Raw genomic sequence first — 22,704 nt, forward strand, 5'->3', positions numbered from 1 at the left:
GAGCGTTACCCATGTCATCCGCTCAGAGCTATAACAGCTACTTTCGCCCGGGCAATCACGTCGATCACGAGTTCATGCCCGAGGTGGCCGGCGTGGTCGCGCAGGATTCCTCCCGGCGTTCGCGACTGACCGTGTGGATCGCTGCCGCGTTAATTGTCAGCGCTTTGGTTTGGGCCAAATTTGCCGTCATCCAGGAAGTCACCATGGGCGAAGGCAAGGCCATTCCGTCGAGCAAGGTGCAGGTGATTCAGAATCTGGAAGGCGGGATCGTCACCGAAATATTCGTGCGTGAGGGGCAACTGGTGAACAAGGGCGACACGCTGCTGCGCCTGGACGACACGCGGTTTCTGTCGAACAAGGGCGAGAGCGAGGTGGACCGCTACACGTTGACCGCGCAAGTGGAGCGGCTGTCGGCGGAGGCTGAAGGCAAGCCGTTCAAACCCTCAGCCGAAGTGCTGGCCAAAGCACCGCAAGTGGCTGCTGATGAGCAGTCGCTGTACGACTCGCGGCAACGGCGACTGGCCAGTGAGCAGCGCACCTTGCAGGAGCAACTGCGGCAGAAGCAGCAAGAGCTGGCGGAGTTTCGCTCCAAGCAGGATCAGTACCGCAATTCGCTGGGGTTCATCCAACAGGAACTGGCGATGTCGACGCCTTTGATTGCCAGCGGCGCTGTGTCGCCGGTAGAAATCATTCGTTTGAAAGGCAAGGCGGCTGAGGCAAGAGGCTCGCTCGACGCGACGTCGCTGGCGATTCCTCGCGCCGAATCGGCGATTAACGAGATCAAGAGCAAGGTCCAGGAATCTACTGACAGCTTCCGCTCCGATGCCTCCAAAGACCTCAACGACAAACGCGCCGAGCTGTCGAAAGCCAGCGCCACCAGCATCGCTATCAACGATCGCGTGACCCGCACCACCGTCACCGCGCCCATGAAAGGCATCGTCAAAACGCTGAAGGTCAACACTATTGGCGGCGTGGTCCAGCCGGGTAGTGATCTGGTAGAAATCGTACCGTTGGAAGACAACCTGCTGATCGAAGCCAAGGTGCGGCCGCAGGATGTGGCGTTTTTGCATCCTGGGCAAAAGGCGATGGTCAAGTTCAGCGCTTACGACTACACGATTTACGGCGGGCTGCCGGCGAAACTGGAACTGATCGGCGCTGATACCGTGACCGACGACAAGGGCAACAGCTTCTACCTGATCCAGGTCCGCACCGACAAAAACCACTTGGGCGGCGACGCCAAACCTTTGCTGATCATCCCGGGTATGGTCGCTACCGTGGACATCATGACCGGCGAGAAAAGCGTGATGGATTACCTGTTGAAACCGGTGTTGAAGGCCCGGACCGAGGCGTTGCGGGAGCGGTGAGTTCTGATCTGCCAAGACGCAGGACATCCGGAGCGCGGCAACCGTCAAATTTCTTCGGATATACCGAGGCGGCTGGTTTAGGGCCTCTTCGCAACCCATCGCTGCCGTCGTAACCTCCGAGAGCTCCTACGCCTTCGGCAGAAGCGGGACGGCGTGGCAAAAATCGCGTTGATTCTGCCCGACGGCCGCAGCCCTGATTCCGGGCTGAAACCGGCGATTTCTGATGCTGGGCGGAGTGCCGCCGGCTTTTGATTCTGGGCGAAGCCCGTAGGAGTCCAGCTTGCTGACGATCTGCCGGGAACCGGCAGCGAAACCTGACGCCTCGGTTTGTCTGACATACCGAGGCGTCTGGTTTAGGGCCGCTTCGCAACCCATCGCCGGCAAGCAGGGCTCCTACGCCCTTCGGCCAGAAGCCAGATCGCGGCGCCGCATGCCAATAAAATATTTCGGGCATTGCGCAGAACCCGTGGGAGTGGACCTGTCCGCGAAGTGGTGGTGGCTCATCACTTCCCCTTCTTCTTATCCTTCTCAAACGCCGCTTCCAGCGCGTCATTGATCGTGCGAAGCACTTTCACGCGGGCCCAGCGTTTGTCGTTGGCTTCGACCAGCGTCCAAGGGGCGATTTCGGTGCTGGTGCGGTCGACCATGTCGCGCACGGCCTCGCGGTACATCGGCCATTTCTTGCGATTGCGCCAGTCGTCTTCGGTGATCTTGTAGCGCTTGAACGGGATTTTCTCCCGCGCCTCGAAACGCTCCAGCTGGGTCTTTTCATCAATCGCCAGCCAGAACTTCACCACCACGATGCCGGCATCGGTGAGCTGTTCTTCAAAGTCATTGATCTCGCTGTAGGCGCGCAACCAGTCAGCTTCAGAACAAAATCCCTCGACCCGCTCGACCAGCACCCGGCCATACCAGGAGCGGTCGAAAATCGTGAACTTGCCCCTCGGCGGGATCTGCCGCCAGAACCGCCACAGATACGGCTGTGCGCGCTCGTCTTCGGTAGGCGCGGCGATCGGCACGATGTTGTACTGGCGCGGATCGAGCGCGGCGGCCACGCGTTTGACCGCCCCGCCCTTGCCCGCCGCATCGTTACCCTCGAACACCGCTACCAGCGCGTGCCGACGCATGCGTTTGTCGCGCATCATTCCCGACAGACGCGCTTGCTCGGCGATCAGCTGCTTGTCGTAGTCGTCCTTCTCCAGGCTAAGGGTCATGTCCAGGCTGTCAAGCAGGGTCAGCTCACTGCCATCGCCAGGCAAAGGGCCCAGGTTGACCAGATGGGCGTCGCCGTCAGGTGTTTTCAGCGCGTTTTGCATGCCTTCGAGTAACAGCCGGCCCACCGTCAGGCTGCGGTAGTTGGGGTCTACGCCTTCGATCACATGCCACGGCGCGTAATCGCGGCTGGTGCGGCGCAGCACGCGCTCGCCGACGCGCACGAACTTGTCGTAGGTTTTGGACTGCTGCCAGTCCAGCGGGCTTATGCGCCAGCTGTGCAGTGGGTCGTCGCGCAGGGTTTTGAGGCGCAATTTCATGTCTTTCTTGGACAGGTGAAACCAGAACTTGAAGATCACCGCGCCTTCATCGGTAAGCATCTTTTCCAGGCGCTCTGCGCCATTGATCGCCTGATCCAGCACCGGCCCTTTGAATTGCCCGTGCACGCGCCCTTGAATCATCTGGCTGTACCAATTACCGAAAAATACGCCGATTCGGCCCTTTGGCGGCAAGCAGCGCCAGTAACGCCACACCGGAGGATGAGCCAGTTCTTCATCGGTCTGCTGATCGAACGTGCGCACTTCTATATAGCGCGGGTCCATCCATTCGTTGAGCAGCTTGACGGTTTCGCCTTTGCCCGCGCCCTCAATGCCGTTGATCAACACAATGACCTGGCGCTTGGCTTGCTCGTGTAGTTCGTACTGCGCTTCAAGCAGCGCCTCGCGCAGGGCGGGGACTTCGGCGTCGTAGGTGTCGTCGTCGACGGTGTGACCGATTTCGGCAGATTCAAACATGCGTGACTCCCGTGACAGTGACACAAGCCTGGCTGGCGGCCAGGAAATGAAGGGGTGCGATGGGGCTAGTGAAGGTAGGACCATCGCCACCGCAGATCAATCCATGCAAACACAAATCGCTCCGTTGATGCTGCACGAGGCAACGCTTGCCGGTCGGCCTCGCGCCTGTCAAGGCACGGGGTTAAGATTGCCGCCTCTTTGCTCCGAGCCCACCATGACCATCACCCATCACGCCCAGATAGACTGGGACGATAACGGCAACCCGCACTCCCGGGCCTTTGCCGACGTCTACTTTTCCACCGAGTCGGGGCTCGCCGAAACGCGTCATGTGTTCCTGACCCAGAACGAGCTGCACGAACGCTTCAGCGCATTGGCGAGCAATGGTCGTCTGGTGATTGGCGAAACCGGTTTTGGTACGGGCCTGAATTTTCTTTGTGCCTGGCAGCTGTTCCAGGCGTGCGCCGCGCCCGGTGCGCGAATGCAGTTCGTCAGTGTCGAGAAGTACCCGCTGAGTTTTGATGACCTGCAACGCGCCTTGGCCTTGTGGCCGGAGTTGAGCGAGTTCGCCGAGCAGCTATTGACGCAATACGTGGCGGTGCATGAGGGCTTTCAGCGCCTTGTGTTTGACGAAGGCCGCGTGACCCTGACGCTGCTGATTGGCGATGCGCTGGAGATGCTGCCGCAAGTGGATGGGCAGATCGATGCCTGGTTTCTCGATGGCTTTGCGCCGGCGAAGAACCCAGACATGTGGACCCCGGAACTGTTCGCTGAACTGGCAAGGCTGGCCGCGCCGGACTCGACCATCGCCACCTTTACCAGCACCGGCTGGGTCAGGCGCGCGCTGAACGCCGCGGGCTTCAAGATGAAACGCGTGCCGGGCATCGGCCACAAATGGGAGGTGCTCAAAGGCAGGTTTCTCGGGTGGCCTGAAGATGCCGCCTTGGCTGCGCCAGTCAAACCGTGGTTCGCGCGGCCTGAGCCATTGCCGGGCGAGCGCAAGGCCCTGGTGATCGGCGCCGGGCTGGCCGGTTGCGCCACGGCGGCGAGTCTGGCGGCACGGGGTTGGCACGTCAGCCTGCTGGACCGTCATCACGACGTGGCGCAAGAGGCGTCGGGCAATCTGCAGGGCGTGCTTTATCTCAAGTTATCGGCCCACGGCACCGCGCTGTCGCAGTTGATCCTCAGCGGTTTCGGCCACACGCGACGGCTGCTTGAGCGTTTGCAGCGTGGGGTCGATTGGGATGACTGCGGCGTGTTGCAGTTGGCTTTTGACGAGAAGGAAGGCGAACGTCAGGCGCAGTTGGCAACAGCGTTTCCGGCCGAGCTGCTGCAGCTACTGGATCGCCCAGCGGCTGAAACCCGAGCCGGTATCGCCCTGAAATCGGGCGGCCTGTTTTATCCCCAGGGTGGTTGGGTTCATCCGCCCACCCTTTGCAGGCATCAGGCCTCCTCGCCCAAAATTCAATTGCTGCCGCATCACAATGTGGTCGAGTTGCGCCGCGAAAACGGGCTTTGGCAAGCGTGGGATGGCGAACGCCTGCTGGACTCGGCGCCCGTGGTGGTGCTGGCAGGCGCGGCTGACGTGAAACACTTCCCCGGCAGCGCCGAATTGCCGCTCAAACGCATTCGCGGGCAGATCACCCACTTGCAGCAGACCGAGGCCAGTCATGCGCTGGGGACGGTGGTGTGTGCAGAGGGCTACGTAGTGCCGGCGCGGTTGGGTGAACACACCCTGGGCGCCAGCTTCGATTTCAAGTCGGATGACCTGACACCGACCACGACTGAACATCTGGGCAATCTGGACATGCTGCGCGAGATTTCAGAAGACCTGGTGGGTCGCTTGAATATCGGCGCGCTGGCCAGTGATGCACTGGAGGGTCGCGCGGCGTTTCGCTGCACCAGCCCCGATTACTTGCCCATCGTCGGGCCCTTGGCAGACCGCTCAGCGTTTCTGAACAGCTACGCGGTGCTGCGCAAGGACGCGCGGCAAATCCCGGACATCCAGTGCCCGTGGATCGAAGGCTTGTACATCAACAGCGGCCACGGCTCACGCGGATTAATCACTGCGCCGTTGTCGGGAGAGCTGATCGCCGCCTGGCTGGACAACGAACCCCTGCCGCTGCCCCGCGCTGTGGCCGAGGCCTGTCACCCGAACCGGTTTGTGCTGCGCCAGTTGATTCGCGGGAAGTGACGGGAACTGTGGGAGGGAGCTGCCGACACGAAATCCCACACTCATACGGTCTGCTTCTGCCGAAGGCGTAGGAGCCCTGCCGGGCGGTGTTCCGTTTGCAGGCGATCTGCCGGGAACCGGCAGCAAAACCGGCGCACTGGATTGGTCAGATATACCGAGGTGGCTGGTTTAGGGCTGGTGCCCAGCCCATCGCTGCCGTCGTAACCTCCGAGAGCTCCTACGCCTTCGGCAGAAGCAGGACGGCGGCGCGGCATACACCTCAATCGATTTCGCCGTAGGCTCTTGATTCTGGGCGGAGCCTGTAGGAGCCCTGCTTGTAGGCGATCTGCCGGGAACCGGCAGCAAAACCGGCGCACCAGATTGGTCAGATATACCGAGGTGGCTGGTTTAGGGCTGGTGCCCAGCCCATCGCTGCCGTCGTAACCTCCGAAAGCTCCTACGCCTTCGGCAGAAGCGGGACGGCGGCGCGGCATATACCTCAATCGGCTTCGCCGTAGGCTCTTGATTCTGGGCGGAGCCCGTAGGAGCCCTGCCGGGCGGCGTTCCGTTTGCAGGCGATCTGCCGGGAACCGGCAGCAAAACCGGCGCACCGGATTCATCAGATATACCGAGGTGGCTGGTTTAGGGCTGGTGCCCTGCCCATCGCTGCCGTCGTAACCTCCGAAAGCTCCTACGCCTTCGGCAGAAGCAGGACGGCGGCGCTGCATACACCTCAATCGATTTCGCCGTAGGCTCTTGATTCTGGGCGGAGCCCGTAGGAGCCCTACTTGCAGGCGATCTGCCGGGAACCGGCAGCAAAACCGGAGCACTGGATTCATTAGATATACCGAGGTGGCTGGTTTAGGGCTGGTGCCCAGCCCATCGCTGCCGTCGTAACCTCCGAGAGCTCCTACGCCTTCGGCAGAAGCGGGACGGCGGCGCGGCATATACCTCAATCGGCTTCGCCGTAGGCTCTTGATTCTGGGCGGAGCCCGTAGGAGCCCTGCCGGGCGGCGTTCCGTTTGCAGGCGATCTGCCGGGAACCGGCAGCAAAACCGGAGCACTGGATTCATTAGATATACCGAGGTGGCTGGTTTAGGGCTGGTGCCCAGCCCATCGCTGCCGTCGTAACCTCCGAGAGCTCCTACGCCTTCGGCAGAAGCAGGACGGCGGCGCTGCATAATCGCAGTCGATTTTGTCCTTAGGCAGGTGATTGGCGCAAATCATAGGCTTTTGATTCTGGGCGGAGCCCGTAGGAGCCCTGCTTGCAGGCGATCTGCCGGGAACCGGCAGTAATACGGTGAATGCGGTGAATGCGGTGAATGCGGTGTGACAGATTGAACGCCTCGCGAACAAGTTCACTCCTACAGCAGGTCTGCTCCAGACGAATCCGCTATCCTCGGCCACACCCCACTTCAGGCGAATTTCCGAATGCTGCAAGTCCAAGGCGTGTTTAAAAGCTATGCCACGGCGCAAGGCCCGCTGGCGGTGTTGCGAGGGGCGGATCTGCATCTGGAACAGGGCGAAAGCCTGGCATTGATGGGCGAATCGGGCAGCGGCAAAAGCACGCTTTTGCATCTGGTCGCCGGTCTGGACCAAGTGGACAGCGGCACCATCGAAATCTCGGGCCAGCGTCTGGATCAGATGAATGAAGCGCAACTGGCCAACTGGCGGCGCACGCAAATCGGTCTGGTGTTCCAGCAGTTCAACCTGATCGGCAGCCTGAAGGTCGAAGACAACCTGGCGTTTCAGGCGCGACTTGCCGGGCGTTACGAGCCGCAATGGCAAGCGCAATTGGTCGAGCGTCTGGGCTTGGGGGATTTGCTCAAGCGATATCCGGAACAGTTGTCGGGCGGTCAACAGCAACGTGTTGCCATCGGCCGCGCCCTCGCCTCTCGCCCCGCGTTATTGCTGGCGGACGAGCCCACCGGCAACCTTGACGAAGCCACCAGCGATGACGTGCTGCAATTGCTGCTGGACTTGCTCGCCGACAGCCCAACCAGTTTGCTGATGGTCACCCACAGTCCTCGCGTAGCAGCGCGCCTGTCGCGGCAAGCCTTGTTGCGTCTTGGGCGTCTGGTCCCAGAAGGCGAACGCTGAGATGCAGGTGTTCTACTGGACATTGCGCGCCTTGCTCAGCCATTGGCGCCGTCATCCCGTGCAGTTTTTCAGCGTGCTCACTGGCCTGTGGCTGGCGACCAGCTTGCTGACCGGGGTGCAGGCGCTGAACAGTCAGGCGCGGGACAGTTACGCCAAGGCCAGTCAATTGATCGGCGGCGAACCGCAGATCAGCCTCGCGTCGGCCAATGGTGCGCCGTTCCCCCAAGCACTGTTCGTCAGCCTGCGTCGCGCCGGATGGCCTGTCTCCCCGGTTCTGCGCGGACGAATCGCGCTCAAAAGCCACCCCGATCAGCGCCTGCAACTGATGGGCATCGAACCGGTGTCGATGCCCAACGGCACGGCGCTGGCGGGCCAGACGCTGGACACTGCGCAGATCGTCAGTTTCTTCACCCCACCTGGCAGCACCTGGATCGCGCCGCAGACCCTCAAAACTTTAGGTCTGAACGAGGGCGATCAACCGCTCACTGAGTCCGGCGCAGCCCTGCCGCCATTACACGCGCAACCCGACATGGCGCCCGGTTTGCTGCTGGTCGACATCGGCTTCGCTCAGCAACTGCTGAACCTGCCGCAGCAGGTCTCGCAGCTCTTATTGCCCAAGGATTTCGCCGCCCACGCACCGCCGCTACCGGATGACATAGCGCGGCAATTGGTGCTCAAAAAAAGCGGCGAAGAAAACGATCTGGCCCGGCTCACCGAAAGCTTCCACCTGAACCTCGATGCATTGGGGTTCTTGTCGTTCGTGGTGGGGCTGTTCATCGTTCACGCCGCCATCGGTCTGGCCCTGGAACAACGGCGCGGCTTGCTGCGCAATTTGCGGGCGTGCGGTGTCAGCGCCCGATTGCTGATCACCAGCCTTGCGGTCGAACTCGGCGCGCTGGCGTTGCTGGGAGGTATAGCCGGGGTCATCAGCGGGTATTGGCTGGCGAGCGTGTTGCTCCCCGATGTCGCCGCCAGCCTGCGGGGTCTGTATGGCGCCGAAGTCGCCGGGCAACTGACGCTCAGCCCACTGTGGTGGCTCAGTGGTCTGGGCGTGAGCCTGCTGGGCGCTTTTCTTGCCGGTGCCAACAGTTTGCTGCGCGCCGCCCGCCTGCCACTACTGGCGCTGGCCAACGCGCAGGCCTGGCACGAGGAGCATTCGCGCTGGCTGCGCCGTCAGGGATGGATTGCCTTGGCTGCGATCATCATCGCGCTGTGTGCCGTGCTGTTGGGCGACAGCCTGGCGATGGGTTTTGTGCTGATGGCCAGCCTGCTGCTGGGTGCGGCGCTGGGTCTGCCGGTGTTGCTCAATGGGCTGCTCAACGGGTTGTTGGGCCGCAGCCGTTCAGTGCTGGGGCAATGGTTTCTCGCCGATTGCCGTCAGCAACTGCCCGCGCTGAGTCTTGCGTTGATGGCATTGCTGCTGGCGATGGCGGCCAACATCGGCGCAGGCAGCATGACCTCGGGTTTCCGTCAGACCTTCAATAACTGGCTTGAGCAGCGCCTGACTGCCGAGCTGTATATCAACCCCACCGATGCTGCTCAGGCCATACCGCTGCAAACATGGCTGAGCCAACAAGGATTGATTTCTGCCGTGCTTCCCAACTGGCAGGTGTCGATCCAGCTCAATGGCTGGCCGGCTGAACTGTACGGCATCATCGACCACCCCAATTACCGCCAGCACTGGCCGCTGCTGGAATCGGTAAGCGGCGATGCCTGGGCGCAACTGGCCAAGGACGACACGCTGATGCTCAGCGAACAACTGGCGCGGCGCCTCAAGGTTGGGGTCGGCGACGAGGTGAAGCTGCCAGCGCCGGACGGTGAATGGCCGCTAAAGGTGGTGGGCATTTACGCCGACTACGGCAATCCTAAGGGCCACATTCTGGTCAACGCCGAGCACCTGTTGGGTCACTGGCCGCAACTGACGCCGAACCGTTTCAATCTGCGCATCGATCCCCCTGCCGTGCCGCAGCTGCTGCGTTTGCTGCACAACAAGTTCCAGCTCGACGACAGCCATATCATCGATCAGCGGCAGCTCAAATCCTGGTCCAGCCAGATATTCGAACGCACCTTCGCCGCCACGGGCGCACTCAATAGCCTGACCCTGGGCGTGGCGGGAGTGGCGTTGTTTATCAGCCTGCTGACACAAAGCCAAAGCCGTCTTGGACAGCTGGCGCCGCTGTGGGCATTGGGGGTGACGCGGCGCCAGTTGATGCTGCTGAACCTGGCGCAAACCTGGCTGCTGGCGGTGTTGACGCTTGTGTTGGCGCTGCCGCTCGGGCTGCTGCTGGCGTGGTGTCTGGACACGGTGATCAACGTTCAGGCCTTTGGCTGGCGTCTGCCGTTGCAGGTGTTCCCGCTGCAACTACTGCAGTTAATGGCGCTGGCGTTACTGGCCACATTGCTGGCGTCGGCGTGGCCGCTGTATCGGCTGTTTCGCACGCAACCGGCCGACTTGCTCAGGACATTCGCCAATGAGGATTAACTGGGCGGGCTTTTTCCTTGCCGCGCTGATGCTGGGCGGTTGCGACGACAAGTCCGCTGACGAAAAAGGCTTTGCCGGGCTGGCTGACGATGCGGCCAGCTACGCGCAAGTCACGCCGGGCAAGCGCTTTGTGTTCCCGGATGATCACGGTCCCCACGATGGGTTTCGAATCGAGTGGTGGTACATCACCGCCAACCTCAAGGACGACAAGGGCCAGCCTTTCGGGGTGCAATGGACGTTGTTTCGCAGCGCCCTGCCGCGCGCGTCGGTGGCGGTCGGCAACGATCAGGGTTGGCAAAATCGCAACCTGTGGATGGGCCATGCGGCCGTGACCTCGGCTAACGCGCACCACGCCACTGAACGCTATGCGCGAGGCGGCGTTGAGCAGGCTGGGGTGACGCTTTCGCCCTTCTCAGCGTGGATTGATGAGTGGGCGTTAAGCAGCCAGGCCAGCGCAGAAAATCCATTGGCCGATATGCATTTGCAGGCCAGCGGTCCGCAATTTAATTATCGGCTGCACCTGACTTCCAGCAAGCCGCTGGTGTTGCAGGGCAATCAGGGTTTCAGCCAGAAATCCGAAGAAGGCCAGGCGTCGTATTACTACAGCCAACCGTTTTTCGACGCCGAGGGTAGCGTGACGATTGACGGAAAAACCTATCAGGTGACTGGTTCGGCCTGGCTGGACCGGGAATGGAGCAGCCAGCCGCTGACCGCCCATCAAACGGGTTGGGACTGGTTTTCGGTCCATCTGGAGGACGGCGCACAAGTGATGCTCTACCGCATGCGCCAGAAACAGGGTGATCCGTACCTGACCGGGACCTGGATCAATGCTGATGGCAGTACCGAACAGCTCGCGGGCAAGGACATCAGCCTGACGCCAACCGCCACCACCGACGTAGCCGGCCACAAAATGCCAACACGCTGGTCGGTGAAAATCCCCGGCAAGGGTCTAGACATCATCACAACGGCGCTCAACCCAAATGCCTGGATGAACCTGCGCATACCGTATTGGGAAGGACCGGTGACGTTGAGTGGCAGTCATAAAGGTGTGGGGTATTTGGAGATGACGGGGTACTAACAGAGCTAAACCTGAGCACTCAATGTGCTCGAAGGCGGTGGTACACCCGATACATCTCTATCGTCTGAACCACCGTCTTCGCGAACAGGTCGCTCCCACATTTGATCGGCGGCGCCGCTGATACTTGCATGCTACGCATATCCGGTGGGAGCGAGGCTGCCGAGAATCCGCCGAAATCTGTTGGCGATGACGGCCGTGGCGTCGGACACAAAACCCGTGGGAGCGGACCTGTCCGCGAAGAGGCCGGTGGGGCCGACACACCTACAGCGCGTGGAAATCTATCGCGAGCAAGCTTACTCCTACTAGTTTTGCGTCAGGAAACCAAATTCGCGGACGAGTCCGCTCCCGCATGTATTGCGCGTTCCTCCAAGGAGCGTTGCGCGCTTATAACCGAACGTTCTAAAACTCTCACAAATCCTGTAGGTCAGTCTTTGGGTGGCCGGACTCCCCGTCCACGTTCCCCAACGGAAAACCGGTAAGGATTTTATGTGCGGACTAGCTGGCGAATTACGCTTTGACAATCAACCTGCGGACCTCGCCGCAGTAGAACGAATCACCCATCATTTGGCGCCTCGTGGGCCGGATGCCTGGGGTTTCCATAGCCAAGGGCCGATTGCCCTGGGCCATCGGCGCCTGAAAATCATGGACCTGTCGGACGGCTCGGCGCAGCCGATGATCGACAGCCATCTGGGCCTGTCCCTGGCCTTCAACGGCGCGATTTACAACTTCCCGGAATTGCGAGCCGAGCTTGAAGCGCTGGGCTACACCTTTCATTCAGGCGGCGACACCGAAGTGCTGCTCAAGGGCTATCACGCCTGGGGCGCCGACATGCTACCCAAGCTCAACGGCATGTTTGCCTTCGCCATCTGGGAGCGTGACAAGCGCGAGCTGTTCATCGCCCGCGATCGCTTGGGCGTCAAACCGCTGTACCTGTCGCGCACCGACAAACGCATTCGCTTCGCCTCGACCCTCCCCGCCCTGCTCAAAGGCGGCGACATCAGTCCGATGCTTGATCCGATTGCGCTGAACCACTACCTGAACTTCCACGCCGTGGTCCCTGCACCGCGCACGTTGCTGGCAGGCGTTGAAAAAGTGCCGCCTGCCACCTGGATGCGTGTTCAGGCCGATGGCAGCACCGAACAGAAAGTCTGGTGGACGCTGCCTTACGGCCCTCATGCCGACGAGCAACACCTGACGCTGGAAGACTGGCGCGACCGCGTGCTCGACAGCACCCGCGAAGCAGTCGCCATTCGTCAACGTGCTGCGGTCGATGTCGGCGTGCTGCTTTCCGGCGGCGTCGATTCGAGCATGCTGGTCGGTCTGTTGCGTGAAGTCGGGGTCAAGGACCTGTCGACCTTCTCCATCGGTTTTCAAGATGCTGGCGGCGAACGCGGTGACGAGTTCCAGTATTCGGACCTGATCGCCAAGCATTACGGCACCAATCATCATCAGCTACGCATCAACGAGAGTGAGATCATCGAGCAACTGCCGGCGGCATTTCGCGCCATGAGCGAGCCGATGGTCAGCCACGATTGCATCGCGTTTTACCTGCTGTCGCGCGAGGTGGCCAAGCACTGCAAAGTGGTGCAGAGCGGTCAAGGCGCGGACGAACTGTTCGCCGGTTATCACTGGTATCCACAGGTCGATGGCGCGAGCGATCCCTATGCCGCGTATCGCGATGCGTTTTTCGACCGCAGCTACGACGAATACGCCGCTACCGTCACCCCGAAATGGCTGACGCCGAACGACGCAGCAGGCGACTTCGTGCGTGATCATTTCGCCATGCCCGGCGCCGATGCGGCGGTGGACAAAGCCCTGCGTCTGGACAGCACCGTGATGCTGGTGGACGACCCGGTCAAACGCGTGGACAACATGACCATGGCCTGGGGCCTTGAAGCCCGCACCCCGTTTCTCGATTACCGCTTGGTCGAACTGTCGGCCCGCGTGCCAGGCAAATTCAAGCTGCCTGACGGTGGCAAGCAGGTACTTAAAGAAGCAGCGCGGATGGTCATTCCGTCGGAAGTGATTGACCGCAAGAAAGGTTATTTCCCGGTGCCAGGCCTCAAGCATTTGCAAGGTGACACCCTTAATTGGGTGCGTGATCTGCTGCTCGACCCGAGTCAGGACCGTGGCGTGTTCAACCCGGACATGCTCGACAAGCTGTTGACCGATCCCCAAGGTCAATTGACCCCACTGCGCGGCTCCAAACTGTGGCAGCTCGCAGCGCTGAACCTGTGGCTCAGCGAACAAGGACTCTGACCGATGAAAGCCAACGCCTCTTTTCATAACCAACGTTTGTTGCGCGGCCAGTCGCCGTCTTATGAACGACTGCAGGCGCGCCTGGCTGAAGACGGCAGTGATCAGAGCGCCGAGCCCTTAGCGCTGCACTGCGGCTGGGGCCGGCTGCTGATCGGCCACACGTATCCCGATCCGGCCTCGCTGGCCAGTGATCTGCTCAACGAAAAGGCTGGCGAACGCGACATCGCTTTGTATGTCGCAGCCCCCCAACAGGTGCTGGCGCAATCGCCGCAGCAGCTGTTTCTCGATCCGTCGGACACGCTGCGCCTGTGGTTCAGCGACTACCGTCCAGCGCAGCGGGTGTTTCGCGGCTATCGCATTCGTCGTGCGCAAAATCAGGCCGACTGGGAAGCGATCAACAATCTGTATCTGGCGCGCGGCATGCTGCCCATCGACCCAGCGCTGCTGACCCCGCGTCATTTGGGCGGCCCGGTTTACTGGATCGCCGAAGACGAAAGCAATAACGCAGTGATCGGCAGTGTAATGGGCTTGAATCATCAAAAGGCCTTCAACGACCCGGAACATGGCAGCAGCCTGTGGTGCCTGGCCGTTGATCCGAAATGCACACGGCCTGGCGTCGGCGAAGTGCTGGTGCGGCACCTGATTGAGCATTTCCAGAGCCGCGGCCTCGCTTATCTGGACCTGTCAGTGCTGCACGACAACGAGCAAGCGAAAAACCTCTACGCCAAGCTGGGTTTTCGCACTCTGCCGACCTTTGCGATCAAGCGCAAAAACGGCATCAACGAGAAGTTGTTCCTCGGCCCCGGCCCGCAGGCGGACTTCAATCCCTATGCGCGGATCATCGTCGATGAAGCCCATCGTCGTGGCATCGAAGTGCAGGTGGATGATGCCCCTGCCGGGCTGTTCACGCTGATTCACGGCGGGCGGAAAATCCGTTGCCGTGAGTCGTTGAGCGACCTGACCACCGCTGTCAGCATGACGCTGTGCCAGGACAAAAGCCTGACCCACCGTTGCTTGAAAGCGGCGGGCCTTGAAATGCCAGCTCAGCAGCTGGCGGGCGAGCCTGATGACGTTCAGGCCTTTCTTGATGCGCACGAAAAGATCGTGGTCAAGCCGCTGGATGGCGAGCAGGGGCACGGGGTCGCAGTCGACCTGCGGGATATTGATGAGGTGCAGGCGGCCATTGAACGCGCCAAAGCGTTCGATACCAACGTGCTGCTGGAAAGCTTTCACCAGGGTCTGGATTTGCGCATCGTGGTGATCGGTTTTGACGTGGTGGCAGCGGCCATCCGACGCCCCGCCGAAATCATGGGCGATGGCAAGCACACCATCGCGCAACTGATCGAGGCGCAAAGTCGCCGTCGTTCGGCAGCTACCGGGGGCGAGAGCAAGATCCCGGTGGATGAAGAGACTCGGCGCACCGTTGCCGATGCCGGTTTTGACTTCGACAGCGTATTGCCTGCCGATCAAAAACTGGCAGTACGGCGCACGGCCAATCTTCACACCGGTGGCGTGCTGGAAGACGTGACCGCGATTTTGCACCCTGTGCTCAAGGACGCAGCCATTCGCGCCGCCCGAGCGCTGGACATCCCCGTCGTCGGCCTGGACCTGATGGTCCCCGCTGCCGATCAACCCGAATATGTGTTCATCGAAGCCAACGAACGCTGCGGCCTGGCCAACCACGAGCCGCAGCCTACAGCCGAGCGCTTTGTTGACCTGTTGTTTCCTCATAGCCTGCCTGTGCATGGCTGATCTGCCGCGCTCCCTGTAGGAGCGAACTTGTTCGCGAGAACGTCGCTGGCCTCGCCATCGTTGTAGCGCCTGTTACCGCCTCGCGAGCAAGTTCGCTCCTACAGGAGTTGTGCCGTTTTCCGAATTCAGGAGTATCCCCATGACCACTGCAAAACAGAAAATCCTTGAACCGGATATGAATTACCTGCAGAAAGTCCTGCTGGAAATGCTCGCGATTCCGAGCCCTACAGGCTTTACCGACACCATCGTGCGCTACGTTGCCGAGCGTCTGGAGGAGTTGGGCATTCCGTTTGAACTGACTCGGCGCGGGACCATTCGCGCGACCTTGAAAGGCAAGCAAAACAGCCCCGATCGCGCGGTGTCTGCTCACCTGGACACCATCGGTGCCAGCGTGCGTGAAGTGAAAGATAACGGTCGTCTGGGCCTTGCTGCAGTGGGTTGCTGGTCAAGCCGCTTTGCCGAAGGCAGCCGCGTCAGTGTCTTCACCGACACCGGTGTGATCCGCGGCAGTGTCTTGCCGCTGATGGCGTCCGGGCACGCCTATAACACTGCGGTCGACACTCTGCCGATCAGTTGGGACCACATCGAATTGCGCCTGGACGCCTACTCCGCCACACGCGCCGATTGCGAATCGCTGGGCGTCAACATCGGTGACTTCGTAGCCTTCGATCCATTGCCGGAATTCACTGACAGCGGGCATATCAGCGCGCGCCACCTGGACGACAAGGCAGGCGTCGCGGCACTGCTCGCAGCGTTGAAAGCCATCGTCGACAGCGGCGTGGAGCCTTTGATCGATTGTCACCCGCTGTTCACCATCACCGAGGAAACCGGGACTGGCGCTGCCGGTGGTCTGCCGTGGGACGTCAGTGAATTTGTCGGCATCGACATCGCGCCCGTCGCGCCTGGTCAGCATTCGAGCGAACACGCGGTGAGTGTGGCGATGCAAGATTCGGGCGGGCCGTATGACTATCATCTGTCGCGGCACTTGCTGCGCCTTGGCGCCGAAAAAGAACTGTCCGTGCGCCGCGACCTCTTCCGTTACTACTACAGCGATGCGCATTCGGCGATTGCTGCCGGTTACGACACCCGCACTGCCCTGCTCGCTTTCGGTTGTGATGCGACCCACGGTTATGAGCGCACGCATATCGATAGCCTGAACACCCTCAGCCGTTTGCTGACCGCTTACATCATGAGCCCGCCGGTGTTCGCCAGCGATGCGCAGCCGGCCAATGCGTCACTGGAAAACTTCAGCCATCAGCTTGAGCACGACGCGCAGATGGAAACCGACACCAGAGTGCCGGCGGTGGATACGTTGGTGGGGCACCGCTGACCTCAGAACTGTAGGAGCGAATTCATTCGCGAGGCGATAAACCCGACACCACGCTGAACCGCCTCGCCAACAAGTTGGCTCCTACAAGTCAGCGTGTGGCCGAATAATCGTGGGAAAGGTCCGTAAGGCGGGTAGCCTCACACCCCGCCTCGCGCTAGCATCGCCCACCTTCGCTCCCGCCATCGCCACGAGAACTTTATGCTGATCCCCTACGACCAACTCGAAGCCGACACACTGACGCGCCTGATCGAGGACTTCGTGACCCGTGACGGCACCGACAATGGCGATGAAACTCCCCTTGAAACCCGCGTACTGCGCGTGCGTCACGCCCTGAGCAAAGGCCAGGCGGTCATCTTCTTCGACCTCGACAGTCAGCAATGCCAACTGATGCTCAAGCGTGATGTGCCCAAGGAATTTTTCGAGTCATGATCACCGCTCTCGTGGTCACTTGGGCTGTTGCCCTGCCGCCGCTTGCTGTGCGGCCATTTGCTCAAGCTTGGCGGCAATGCGCCTGAAGACTTCAGTGCGATGAATCTTGATATGGATCGGCGCGTCGATGCCTAGCCGCACCTGATGCCCGTTGATCCCGAGAATCTGGATGGTAATGTCATCACCGATTGAAAAGGTCTCACCCACTTCCCGCGTCAGTACCAGCATTTTTCCTACTCCCTTGTTCACTAGCAGGAACGCAGGTTGCCGCGCTGGCGGGGACGCTTCAATGCACCGCACCAAAATCAGTAATGCCCTTCAAACCTTATCGACCGCGCCTGACAGACCCGTCCTACAAAAGCGGGTTTGCGTCAGCAATCCGTCGAATCCGTGTAGGGTTTTTCACCTTACGGTTAGCTCAGGAAGCCGACCAGCGCGGCCCGAACAGGATGATGGTTGCGCCTATGATGCAGAAACCGACGCCAAGCCAGTCCGAACTCAAAGGACGAACCCGCTCGATCAGGCCCAGCCAGGCAATTGAAGCGATGATGTAGATGCCGCCGTAAGCGGCGTAAGCACGTCCGGCGTAGGTGGCTTCGACGCGGGTCAGCAACAAAGCGAAAAGTGTCAGGCTGATCAGCGCGGGGATCACCCACAAAGCACTTTTGCCTTGGCGCAACCACATCCAGAACGCATAACAGCCCGCGATCTCGAACAGCGCGGCGAGAAAAAACCACAGGTAATTGAGCACGATGATTCTCTTGAAGGACTGCAGGCAGATGCCGACAACCCTATCAGAAATGGCGCAGGTTCAAGCACATCTAGCGAAGCGTCTTACGCTCTCCCCTGTCTCGCCTTGGCGCGCATCTTTTCGGCCATGGTCGCCATTTCGTCGTAAATCAATTGGGGATTTTTCTGTTTGACCTGCCAGGCCATGCGCCCCTGCTCGTGGGGCAGAATCATGAACTCGCCCGCGCCGACCTGTTGATAAATGTAGTCGGCGATCTCGCTGGCGCTGATCGGTGAGCTTTCCAGCAACTTGCCAACCTGCGCCTTCATCGCCGGCGTAGGCCCACGGAACGAATCCATCAGGTTGGTCTGGAAAAACGACGGGCAGACCACGTGCACGCCTACTTCCTGCTCACGCAATTCCACCAGCAGGCTTTCGGACAACGCCACCACACCGGCCTTGGCCACGTTGTAGTTGCTCATCGCCGGACCCTGCATCAGCGCAGCCATCGAGGCGATGTTGATGATCTTGCCTTTGCTCGCTTCGATTAATGGCAGGAACGCCTTGCAGCCTTTGACCACGCCCATCAGGTTGATCGCGATCTGCCAATCCCAGTCCTCCAGCGACAGCTCGCCAAAAAAGCCGCCCGACGCGACCCCGGCGTTATTGACGATGATGTCGATGCCACCGAGCTTTTGCTCACATGCTTGTGCGAATGCGGTGAGCTGGCTGTAATCACGCACATCACAACGCTGTACGAATCCTTCACCACCGGCTTCGCGCGCCAATTTCAGGGTGTCCTGAAGGCCTTCATCGCTGATGTCCGAGAGCGCCAGCCGCCAGCCCTCCCGCGCCCAGCGCAGTGCGATTTCGCGACCCAGGCCTGAGCCGGCGCCAGTGATCATGATGCGATTTTGCATGAGGATTGCCTTGTGAGTGCGATGAAGTGAGTGCCAGTTTAACCAGAGAGATTGTCCTACAACGCATCCATCAGCCCGCTGAATATGCAAGGCAAACCGAAGGCTCAGCTACCCACCCGATGACGTTTCCAACGCCTGAGCAACACGCCGTAAACCAGCAGATTGACCAACAGCACACTCGCGCCCAACCACACTTGAATGGCTGGCGTCAGGCCCACCGGGTAGATCAGCGCAATCAGATAATGCTCAATGAAGCCACCGGAGTATCCGCTCTCGCCGGCCCTGTTTCGCAGCAGATTTTCCAGCGGCGTCAGCGGGCAGTAGAGATGCAAAAACTCCACGCTCATCCCCCACGCCATGGCGGGTAGATGAAGTACGATCAGCCATTTCCAGCGCAGCGCGAAAAGTCCGCCGAACATGACAAACACTATAAATAGAAGATGGAACACGACCACAGTGTCAGCGGCCAGACGATAACTCATAGCGTGCTACCTATTTGTGGCCAGACCGGACCCGTGGCCGATTTTTTAGTTCCGCTGGAAACCGCAGTAAGTTGCAGTTTAAAGCAGCGATAATTTGATATTTCCGTCATGGCAATCTAGTTGCAAGCATATGATTTTGTTCGATATTTATAGAATGTTAATTTTTATTTCAACCGTTAAGAACTTTTCTCGAACGCGCAGAGTCGGATGTTTCAGGCGGCAAAACTTTTAGCAGTATTCGCGGAAAGTTTGCACGTATCGCTATCTACCAAGTGCAAAAGAAGGAACTCACGACATGGGCATCGGCACAATTCTTATCATCATCCTGATCTTGCTGCTAGTCGGCGGTCTGCCAGTATTCCCACACTCCAGAAGTTGGGGTTATGGCCCGTCGGGCATCATCGGCACCATCCTGGTGATTCTGCTGATTCTGGTATTGCTCGGCAGGATATGACCGCCGGCAACACCTGAAAAAAACCTCGCCACGTGGCGGGGTTTTTTTATGCCTGGAATCTGGGCTGCCTTGTCAGCAGGATGCGGCAAACAGACTACCCCTTCCCGGTAATCGCGTGAGGTTCGCTGGCCGAAGCCATCATCAGCGCCACCATTGGGTAACAGAAAAAACATTTACTTACATTCAAGAATGATTATCATTGGCGCCGAATCCGACCATAGGGATCTGTGTCAGTGATAAGAAACTCTCCCGTTTTTGCCCGGTTGCATGAAGGGAAAAACGTCTACGGCTTACTCAATTCGTTGCCGTCGCCACTGCTCTGCGAAATGATCGCGTTCGCAGGCTACGACTTCGTGATCCTCGATGTGGAGCACCTGCTGCGCTCCGAAGAAGACATCATGCACTGTGTTCGGGCCTGCGAAGCCGCCGGAATTTCGCCTTGGCTGCGCATACCCCAGGTCGATGAAAAACTCATCGGCAGAGCACTGGACGCCGGCATCGAAGCCATTGTCCTCTCACGCGCCGAAAGCGCGACGCAGGTTCAACGCGCCATCGACGCCGCTTTCTTTCCGCCCGTTGGAAAACGCGGAATCACTGGCGGACGCATCACCGGATTCGGACAGTTGTCACTGACCGAATACATCGATCTTGCCAACCGTCAGACCCCCATCATTCCCATGATCGAAAGCCGCGCCGGCGTTCAGGCGCTGGGCGAAATCCTGCGCCTGCCTGGCGTCGGGATGATCATGGAGGGCGCGCTGGATCTGTCCCTCGATCTGGGTCTTGGCCCTGACCCGCTCAACGAACACGTCTGGCAAGCGCTGCAAGACATGGCTGATGCCTGCCGCGCTGCCGATCTGCCTTTCTGCGCCAATCCACGCACGCCCGAACAGAACGCGGTCTGGCGTGCTCGCGGGGTCCGCAGTTTTCTGGCGGGTGAAGACCGGGGTTTGCTGTTCAACGCGTTGAAAACCCGCTTGCACTCTCTCTCCAACAGCAATAACGAGCCAACGCATCCGCTATGAAAACAAGAATGATGAAAACACCCCTGTCACTGCGCTTTTCACTGAGCTTTTTGACACTGGGTATTTGCCACAGCGCCATGGGCGCCGATCAGCCGCTGGAGTTGTCCGGCGGCGCTGCCAACGATGTCACGCTGGCCCCCATCACGATTCAAGGCGACGTGCTTGGACGTGCCAGCGATCAGGAGGTGCGCACCTACGCCGGCAGCCGCAGCGTGGTCGACTCCAGCGAACTGCAAAAAGCCAGCGCGCGAGGCCTGGACGACGCATTGCAGCGGGTGCCGGGCGTGAAGATCTTCGACGAAACCGGCACCGGCGCCTTGCCGCAGATTTCAGTACGGGGCTTGTACGAGAGCCGCAGTGGCCGGATTCAAGCCTTGTCCGATGGCATTCCACTGGCGCTGGCGCCATACGGTCAGACCGGCCTTTCGCTGTTCCCGATGACCATGGCGACGGTCGATCGCATCGATATCGTGCGCGGAGGCGCAGCGGTGCAATACGGTCCAAACAACGTTGGCGGTGTGATCAACTTCATCAGTAAGCCCATTCCTCACAAGTGGGAAACCACCCTGCAGGAAAAGACCACCTTCAACGCGGGCGGTCGCCAGCTGTGGGACAGCTACCTGGGCACCGGTGGCTATCTGACTGAAAACTTCGGCCTGCAACTGGACCTCAACACCCTGAGCGGTGAATCCGCTCGCGAGCATTCCGACACCGACGTGCAGAACTACCGTCTGCGTGGCCAGTGGAACATCGACGAGGACCGCGACCTGAGCTTCGGTGTCCAGCGCTACAAGGCGGACATGGACCTGGCGGGCGCACTCAGCGTGCAGGATTACAAACACGATTCACGGCAATCGACCCGGCCACTGGACCGCTTCGAAGGCGACACCAATCGCGTCTGGGGCACTTACACCCAACGTCTTGGCGCTATGGGGCCGTTTGACTCGGTGGAAGTCAGCTGGACCAACTTCGCCCACGACAGCTATCGCAATTTCGTGGTCGGCCTGCCGTTTACTCCGGACGGCGCCTCGGTGACCAAACAGGATGGCCCGCGGGACTTCAAAGTGTGGGGCACCGAACCGCGCATCAGTGCGACCGTCGACGGCGATACCGTCGGGCAAACCTGGCTGCTGGGCGCTCGTTATGTCAGCGAAGACATCGACTACAAGGTCAACCGTCAGAGCCTGGCCACCGGTAACACCACGCCGTTCCGGGACTGGAAATTCGACGACGACGCCCGCGCGTTCTACCTCAGCAACGCCATCAGCCTGATGGATCATCGCCTGACCATCACGCCCGGCGTGCGCTACGAAAACGCGCGCATGGACTACAGCGACGGCATCACCGGATTCAATCGCGAGAACAAATCCGAAGAGTGGCTGCCGGGGCTGACCGTAGGTTATCAGGCGACCGACGCCTGGTATGTCTACGGCAACGCGCAGAAGTCCCTGCGCCCGCCGCAAGTCACGCAGATCGTCAAGGAAGGCGATGTCGGTGCCGAGCTTGCGTGGAACTACGAGACCGGCGTGCGCTACACCCCATGGGACGGTCTGCGCGTGGACTTCGATCTGTACCGCATCGATTTCGATGACCAGATCGTCTACAACGCCACGACCGATCGCTTCGACAACATCGGCAGCACCCGTCATCAGGGTTTTGAAACCGAAATCTTCTGGACCCCGCAAGCCCTACGCGACCTGGAGCTGCACGCCAGCTACGCGTACCTCGACGCCAAACAACGCAAGGGCACGTACAAAGACAACGAAGTGCCGTACTCCTCGCGCAATCAGTTCACGGTTGACGGCCGCTATCGGTTTGCCGAGCACTGGACCTACAACCTCGATGGCCTGTACGTCAGCAGCGCCTACACCGATGCCGCCAACTCCGGCGATGAAGACGCCACTGCCAGCGTGGGCAGACTGCCCGCGTATTGGGTCTGGAACACCGCCATTGCCCGTGAATTCAAACTGGCAGACAAGAGCGTCCTGACCGCGTCGGCCGGCATCAGCAACCTGTTCAATCGCGAATACTACTTCCGCGGCATCGACACCAGCCCTTGGGGTCGTCAACCCGCGCCAGAGCGCTCGCTCACCTTAGGCGTCAACTACCGCTTCTAAATCGCG

General features: G+C 60.2%; 17 protein-coding genes. 12 read left to right on the top strand and 5 right to left on the bottom strand.

All coding sequences use genetic code 11. The features are described 5' to 3' along the window. Window positions 1–11 precede the first annotated feature (11 nt). A complete protein-coding gene (locus ACWKWM_RS11045; RefSeq protein WP_483846178.1) occupies window positions 12–1,364 on the top strand; it encodes an HlyD family type I secretion periplasmic adaptor subunit in 1,353 nt (450 codons plus the stop codon). Window positions 1,365–1,867: 503 nt separating this feature from the next. On the opposite strand, the gene pap is transcribed toward ACWKWM_RS11045, so the two are convergent. Continuing rightward, complete coding sequence (gene pap / locus ACWKWM_RS11050; RefSeq protein ID WP_483846179.1) at window positions 1,868–3,370, bottom strand: polyphosphate:AMP phosphotransferase; 1,503 nt, start codon at window positions 3,368–3,370, stop codon at window positions 1,868–1,870. Window positions 3,371–3,584: 214 nt separating this feature from the next. On the opposite strand from pap, the gene mnmC reads away from it, so the two are divergent. The 8 genes from mnmC to ACWKWM_RS11090 all read left to right on the top strand — a co-directional run bounded on the left by mnmC (window position 3,585) and on the right by ACWKWM_RS11090 (window position 16,970). Further along, window positions 3,585–5,561 (top strand): bifunctional tRNA (5-methylaminomethyl-2-thiouridine)(34)-methyltransferase MnmC2/FAD-dependent 5-carboxymethylaminomethyl-2-thiouridine(34) oxidoreductase MnmC1, encoded by a 1,977-nt coding sequence (mnmC, locus tag ACWKWM_RS11055; protein WP_483846180.1) that lies wholly within the window; start codon window positions 3,585–3,587, stop codon window positions 5,559–5,561. A 1,410-nt stretch (window positions 5,562–6,971) separates the two neighbouring features. Beyond that, the gene (locus tag ACWKWM_RS11060; protein WP_483846181.1) at window positions 6,972–7,640 is read left to right on the top strand and encodes an ABC transporter ATP-binding protein; all 669 of its coding nucleotides are present in this window, start codon (window positions 6,972–6,974) and stop codon (window positions 7,638–7,640) included. Window position 7,641: 1 nt separating this feature from the next. Next, a complete protein-coding gene (locus tag ACWKWM_RS11065) occupies window positions 7,642–10,122 on the top strand; it encodes an ABC transporter permease (protein ID WP_483846182.1) in 2,481 nt (826 codons plus the stop codon). Then, window positions 10,112–11,200 (top strand): lipocalin-like domain-containing protein, encoded by a 1,089-nt coding sequence (locus ACWKWM_RS11070; protein ID WP_483846183.1) that lies wholly within the window; start codon window positions 10,112–10,114, stop codon window positions 11,198–11,200. The genes ACWKWM_RS11065 and ACWKWM_RS11070 overlap by 11 nt, the downstream gene beginning before the upstream one ends. Before the next feature lie 486 nt (window positions 11,201–11,686). Continuing rightward, complete coding sequence (locus ACWKWM_RS11075; RefSeq protein ID WP_483846184.1) at window positions 11,687–13,459, top strand: N-acetylglutaminylglutamine amidotransferase; 1,773 nt, start codon at window positions 11,687–11,689, stop codon at window positions 13,457–13,459. Window positions 13,460–13,462: 3 nt separating this feature from the next. Beyond that, complete coding sequence (gene ngg / locus ACWKWM_RS11080) at window positions 13,463–15,211, top strand: N-acetylglutaminylglutamine synthetase (protein ID WP_483846185.1); 1,749 nt, start codon at window positions 13,463–13,465, stop codon at window positions 15,209–15,211. A gap of 139 nt (window positions 15,212–15,350) precedes the next feature. Continuing rightward, window positions 15,351–16,541 carry an osmoprotectant NAGGN system M42 family peptidase gene (locus tag ACWKWM_RS11085; protein WP_483846186.1) on the top strand — a complete coding sequence of 397 codons (1,191 nt, stop codon included), beginning with the start codon at window positions 15,351–15,353 and terminating at the stop codon, window positions 16,539–16,541. A gap of 198 nt (window positions 16,542–16,739) precedes the next feature. Beyond that, window positions 16,740–16,970, top strand: a complete 231-nt coding sequence (locus tag ACWKWM_RS11090) for a YheU family protein (RefSeq protein ID WP_483846187.1) — start codon at window positions 16,740–16,742, stop codon at window positions 16,968–16,970. 15 nt (window positions 16,971–16,985) lie between these two features. Here the strand turns inward: ACWKWM_RS11090 and csrA are convergent, their stop codons facing one another. The 4 genes from csrA to ACWKWM_RS11110 form a co-directional block, all read right to left on the bottom strand. Further along, window positions 16,986–17,198 (bottom strand): carbon storage regulator CsrA, encoded by a 213-nt coding sequence (gene csrA, locus ACWKWM_RS11095; protein WP_483846188.1) that lies wholly within the window; start codon window positions 17,196–17,198, stop codon window positions 16,986–16,988. Window positions 17,199–17,388: 190 nt separating this feature from the next. Further along, the gene (locus ACWKWM_RS11100; RefSeq protein WP_483846189.1) at window positions 17,389–17,721 is read right to left on the bottom strand and encodes a YnfA family protein; all 333 of its coding nucleotides are present in this window, start codon (window positions 17,719–17,721) and stop codon (window positions 17,389–17,391) included. Between the two features lie 83 nt (window positions 17,722–17,804). Continuing rightward, on the bottom strand, window positions 17,805–18,620 hold the full coding sequence (locus ACWKWM_RS11105; RefSeq protein WP_483846190.1) for an SDR family oxidoreductase: 816 nt from the start codon (window positions 18,618–18,620) through the stop codon (window positions 17,805–17,807). Window positions 18,621–18,724: 104 nt separating this feature from the next. Then, the gene (locus ACWKWM_RS11110) at window positions 18,725–19,102 is read right to left on the bottom strand and encodes a DUF2784 domain-containing protein (protein WP_483846191.1); all 378 of its coding nucleotides are present in this window, start codon (window positions 19,100–19,102) and stop codon (window positions 18,725–18,727) included. A gap of 295 nt (window positions 19,103–19,397) precedes the next feature. Between ACWKWM_RS11110 and ACWKWM_RS11115 the strand changes: the two genes are divergently transcribed. From ACWKWM_RS11115 to ACWKWM_RS11125, 3 genes are all read left to right on the top strand, one after another. Further along, entirely contained in the window at window positions 19,398–19,556 is a 159-nt protein-coding gene (locus ACWKWM_RS11115) for a DUF3309 family protein (RefSeq protein WP_020290439.1), read from the top strand. A gap of 233 nt (window positions 19,557–19,789) precedes the next feature. Beyond that, window positions 19,790–20,581 (top strand): HpcH/HpaI aldolase family protein, encoded by a 792-nt coding sequence (locus ACWKWM_RS11120; RefSeq protein ID WP_483846192.1) that lies wholly within the window; start codon window positions 19,790–19,792, stop codon window positions 20,579–20,581. Between the two features lie 11 nt (window positions 20,582–20,592). After that, window positions 20,593–22,698, top strand: coding sequence for a TonB-dependent receptor family protein (locus tag ACWKWM_RS11125; protein WP_483846275.1), 2,106 nt, complete (start codon window positions 20,593–20,595; stop codon window positions 22,696–22,698). Window positions 22,699–22,704: the final 6 nt, after the last annotated feature.

It is taken from the genome of Pseudomonas rosaeacicularis (assembly GCF_057128745.1).

Coding starts and splice junctions, on each gene's coding strand:
- ACWKWM_RS11045 (WP_483846178.1), top strand. CDS start 12: ATGTCATCCGCTCAGAGCTATAACAGCTACTTTCGCCCGGGCAATCAC.
- ACWKWM_RS11065 (WP_483846182.1), top strand. CDS start 7,642: ATGCAGGTGTTCTACTGGACATTGCGCGCCTTGCTCAGCCATTGGCGC.
- ACWKWM_RS11085 (WP_483846186.1), top strand. CDS start 15,351: ATGACCACTGCAAAACAGAAAATCCTTGAACCGGATATGAATTACCTG.
- ACWKWM_RS11115 (WP_020290439.1), top strand. CDS start 19,398: ATGGGCATCGGCACAATTCTTATCATCATCCTGATCTTGCTGCTAGTC.
- ACWKWM_RS11090 (WP_483846187.1), top strand. CDS start 16,740: ATGCTGATCCCCTACGACCAACTCGAAGCCGACACACTGACGCGCCTG.
- ACWKWM_RS11110 (WP_483846191.1), bottom strand. CDS start 19,102: ATGAGTTATCGTCTGGCCGCTGACACTGTGGTCGTGTTCCATCTTCTA.
- ACWKWM_RS11070 (WP_483846183.1), top strand. CDS start 10,112: ATGAGGATTAACTGGGCGGGCTTTTTCCTTGCCGCGCTGATGCTGGGC.
- ACWKWM_RS11060 (WP_483846181.1), top strand. CDS start 6,972: ATGCTGCAAGTCCAAGGCGTGTTTAAAAGCTATGCCACGGCGCAAGGC.
- ACWKWM_RS11105 (WP_483846190.1), bottom strand. CDS start 18,620: ATGCAAAATCGCATCATGATCACTGGCGCCGGCTCAGGCCTGGGTCGC.
- pap (WP_483846179.1), bottom strand. CDS start 3,370: ATGTTTGAATCTGCCGAAATCGGTCACACCGTCGACGACGACACCTAC.
- ACWKWM_RS11125 (WP_483846275.1), top strand. CDS start 20,593: ATGAAAACACCCCTGTCACTGCGCTTTTCACTGAGCTTTTTGACACTG.
- csrA (WP_483846188.1), bottom strand. CDS start 17,198: ATGCTGGTACTGACGCGGGAAGTGGGTGAGACCTTTTCAATCGGTGAT.
- ACWKWM_RS11075 (WP_483846184.1), top strand. CDS start 11,687: ATGTGCGGACTAGCTGGCGAATTACGCTTTGACAATCAACCTGCGGAC.
- ngg (WP_483846185.1), top strand. CDS start 13,463: ATGAAAGCCAACGCCTCTTTTCATAACCAACGTTTGTTGCGCGGCCAG.
- mnmC (WP_483846180.1), top strand. CDS start 3,585: ATGACCATCACCCATCACGCCCAGATAGACTGGGACGATAACGGCAAC.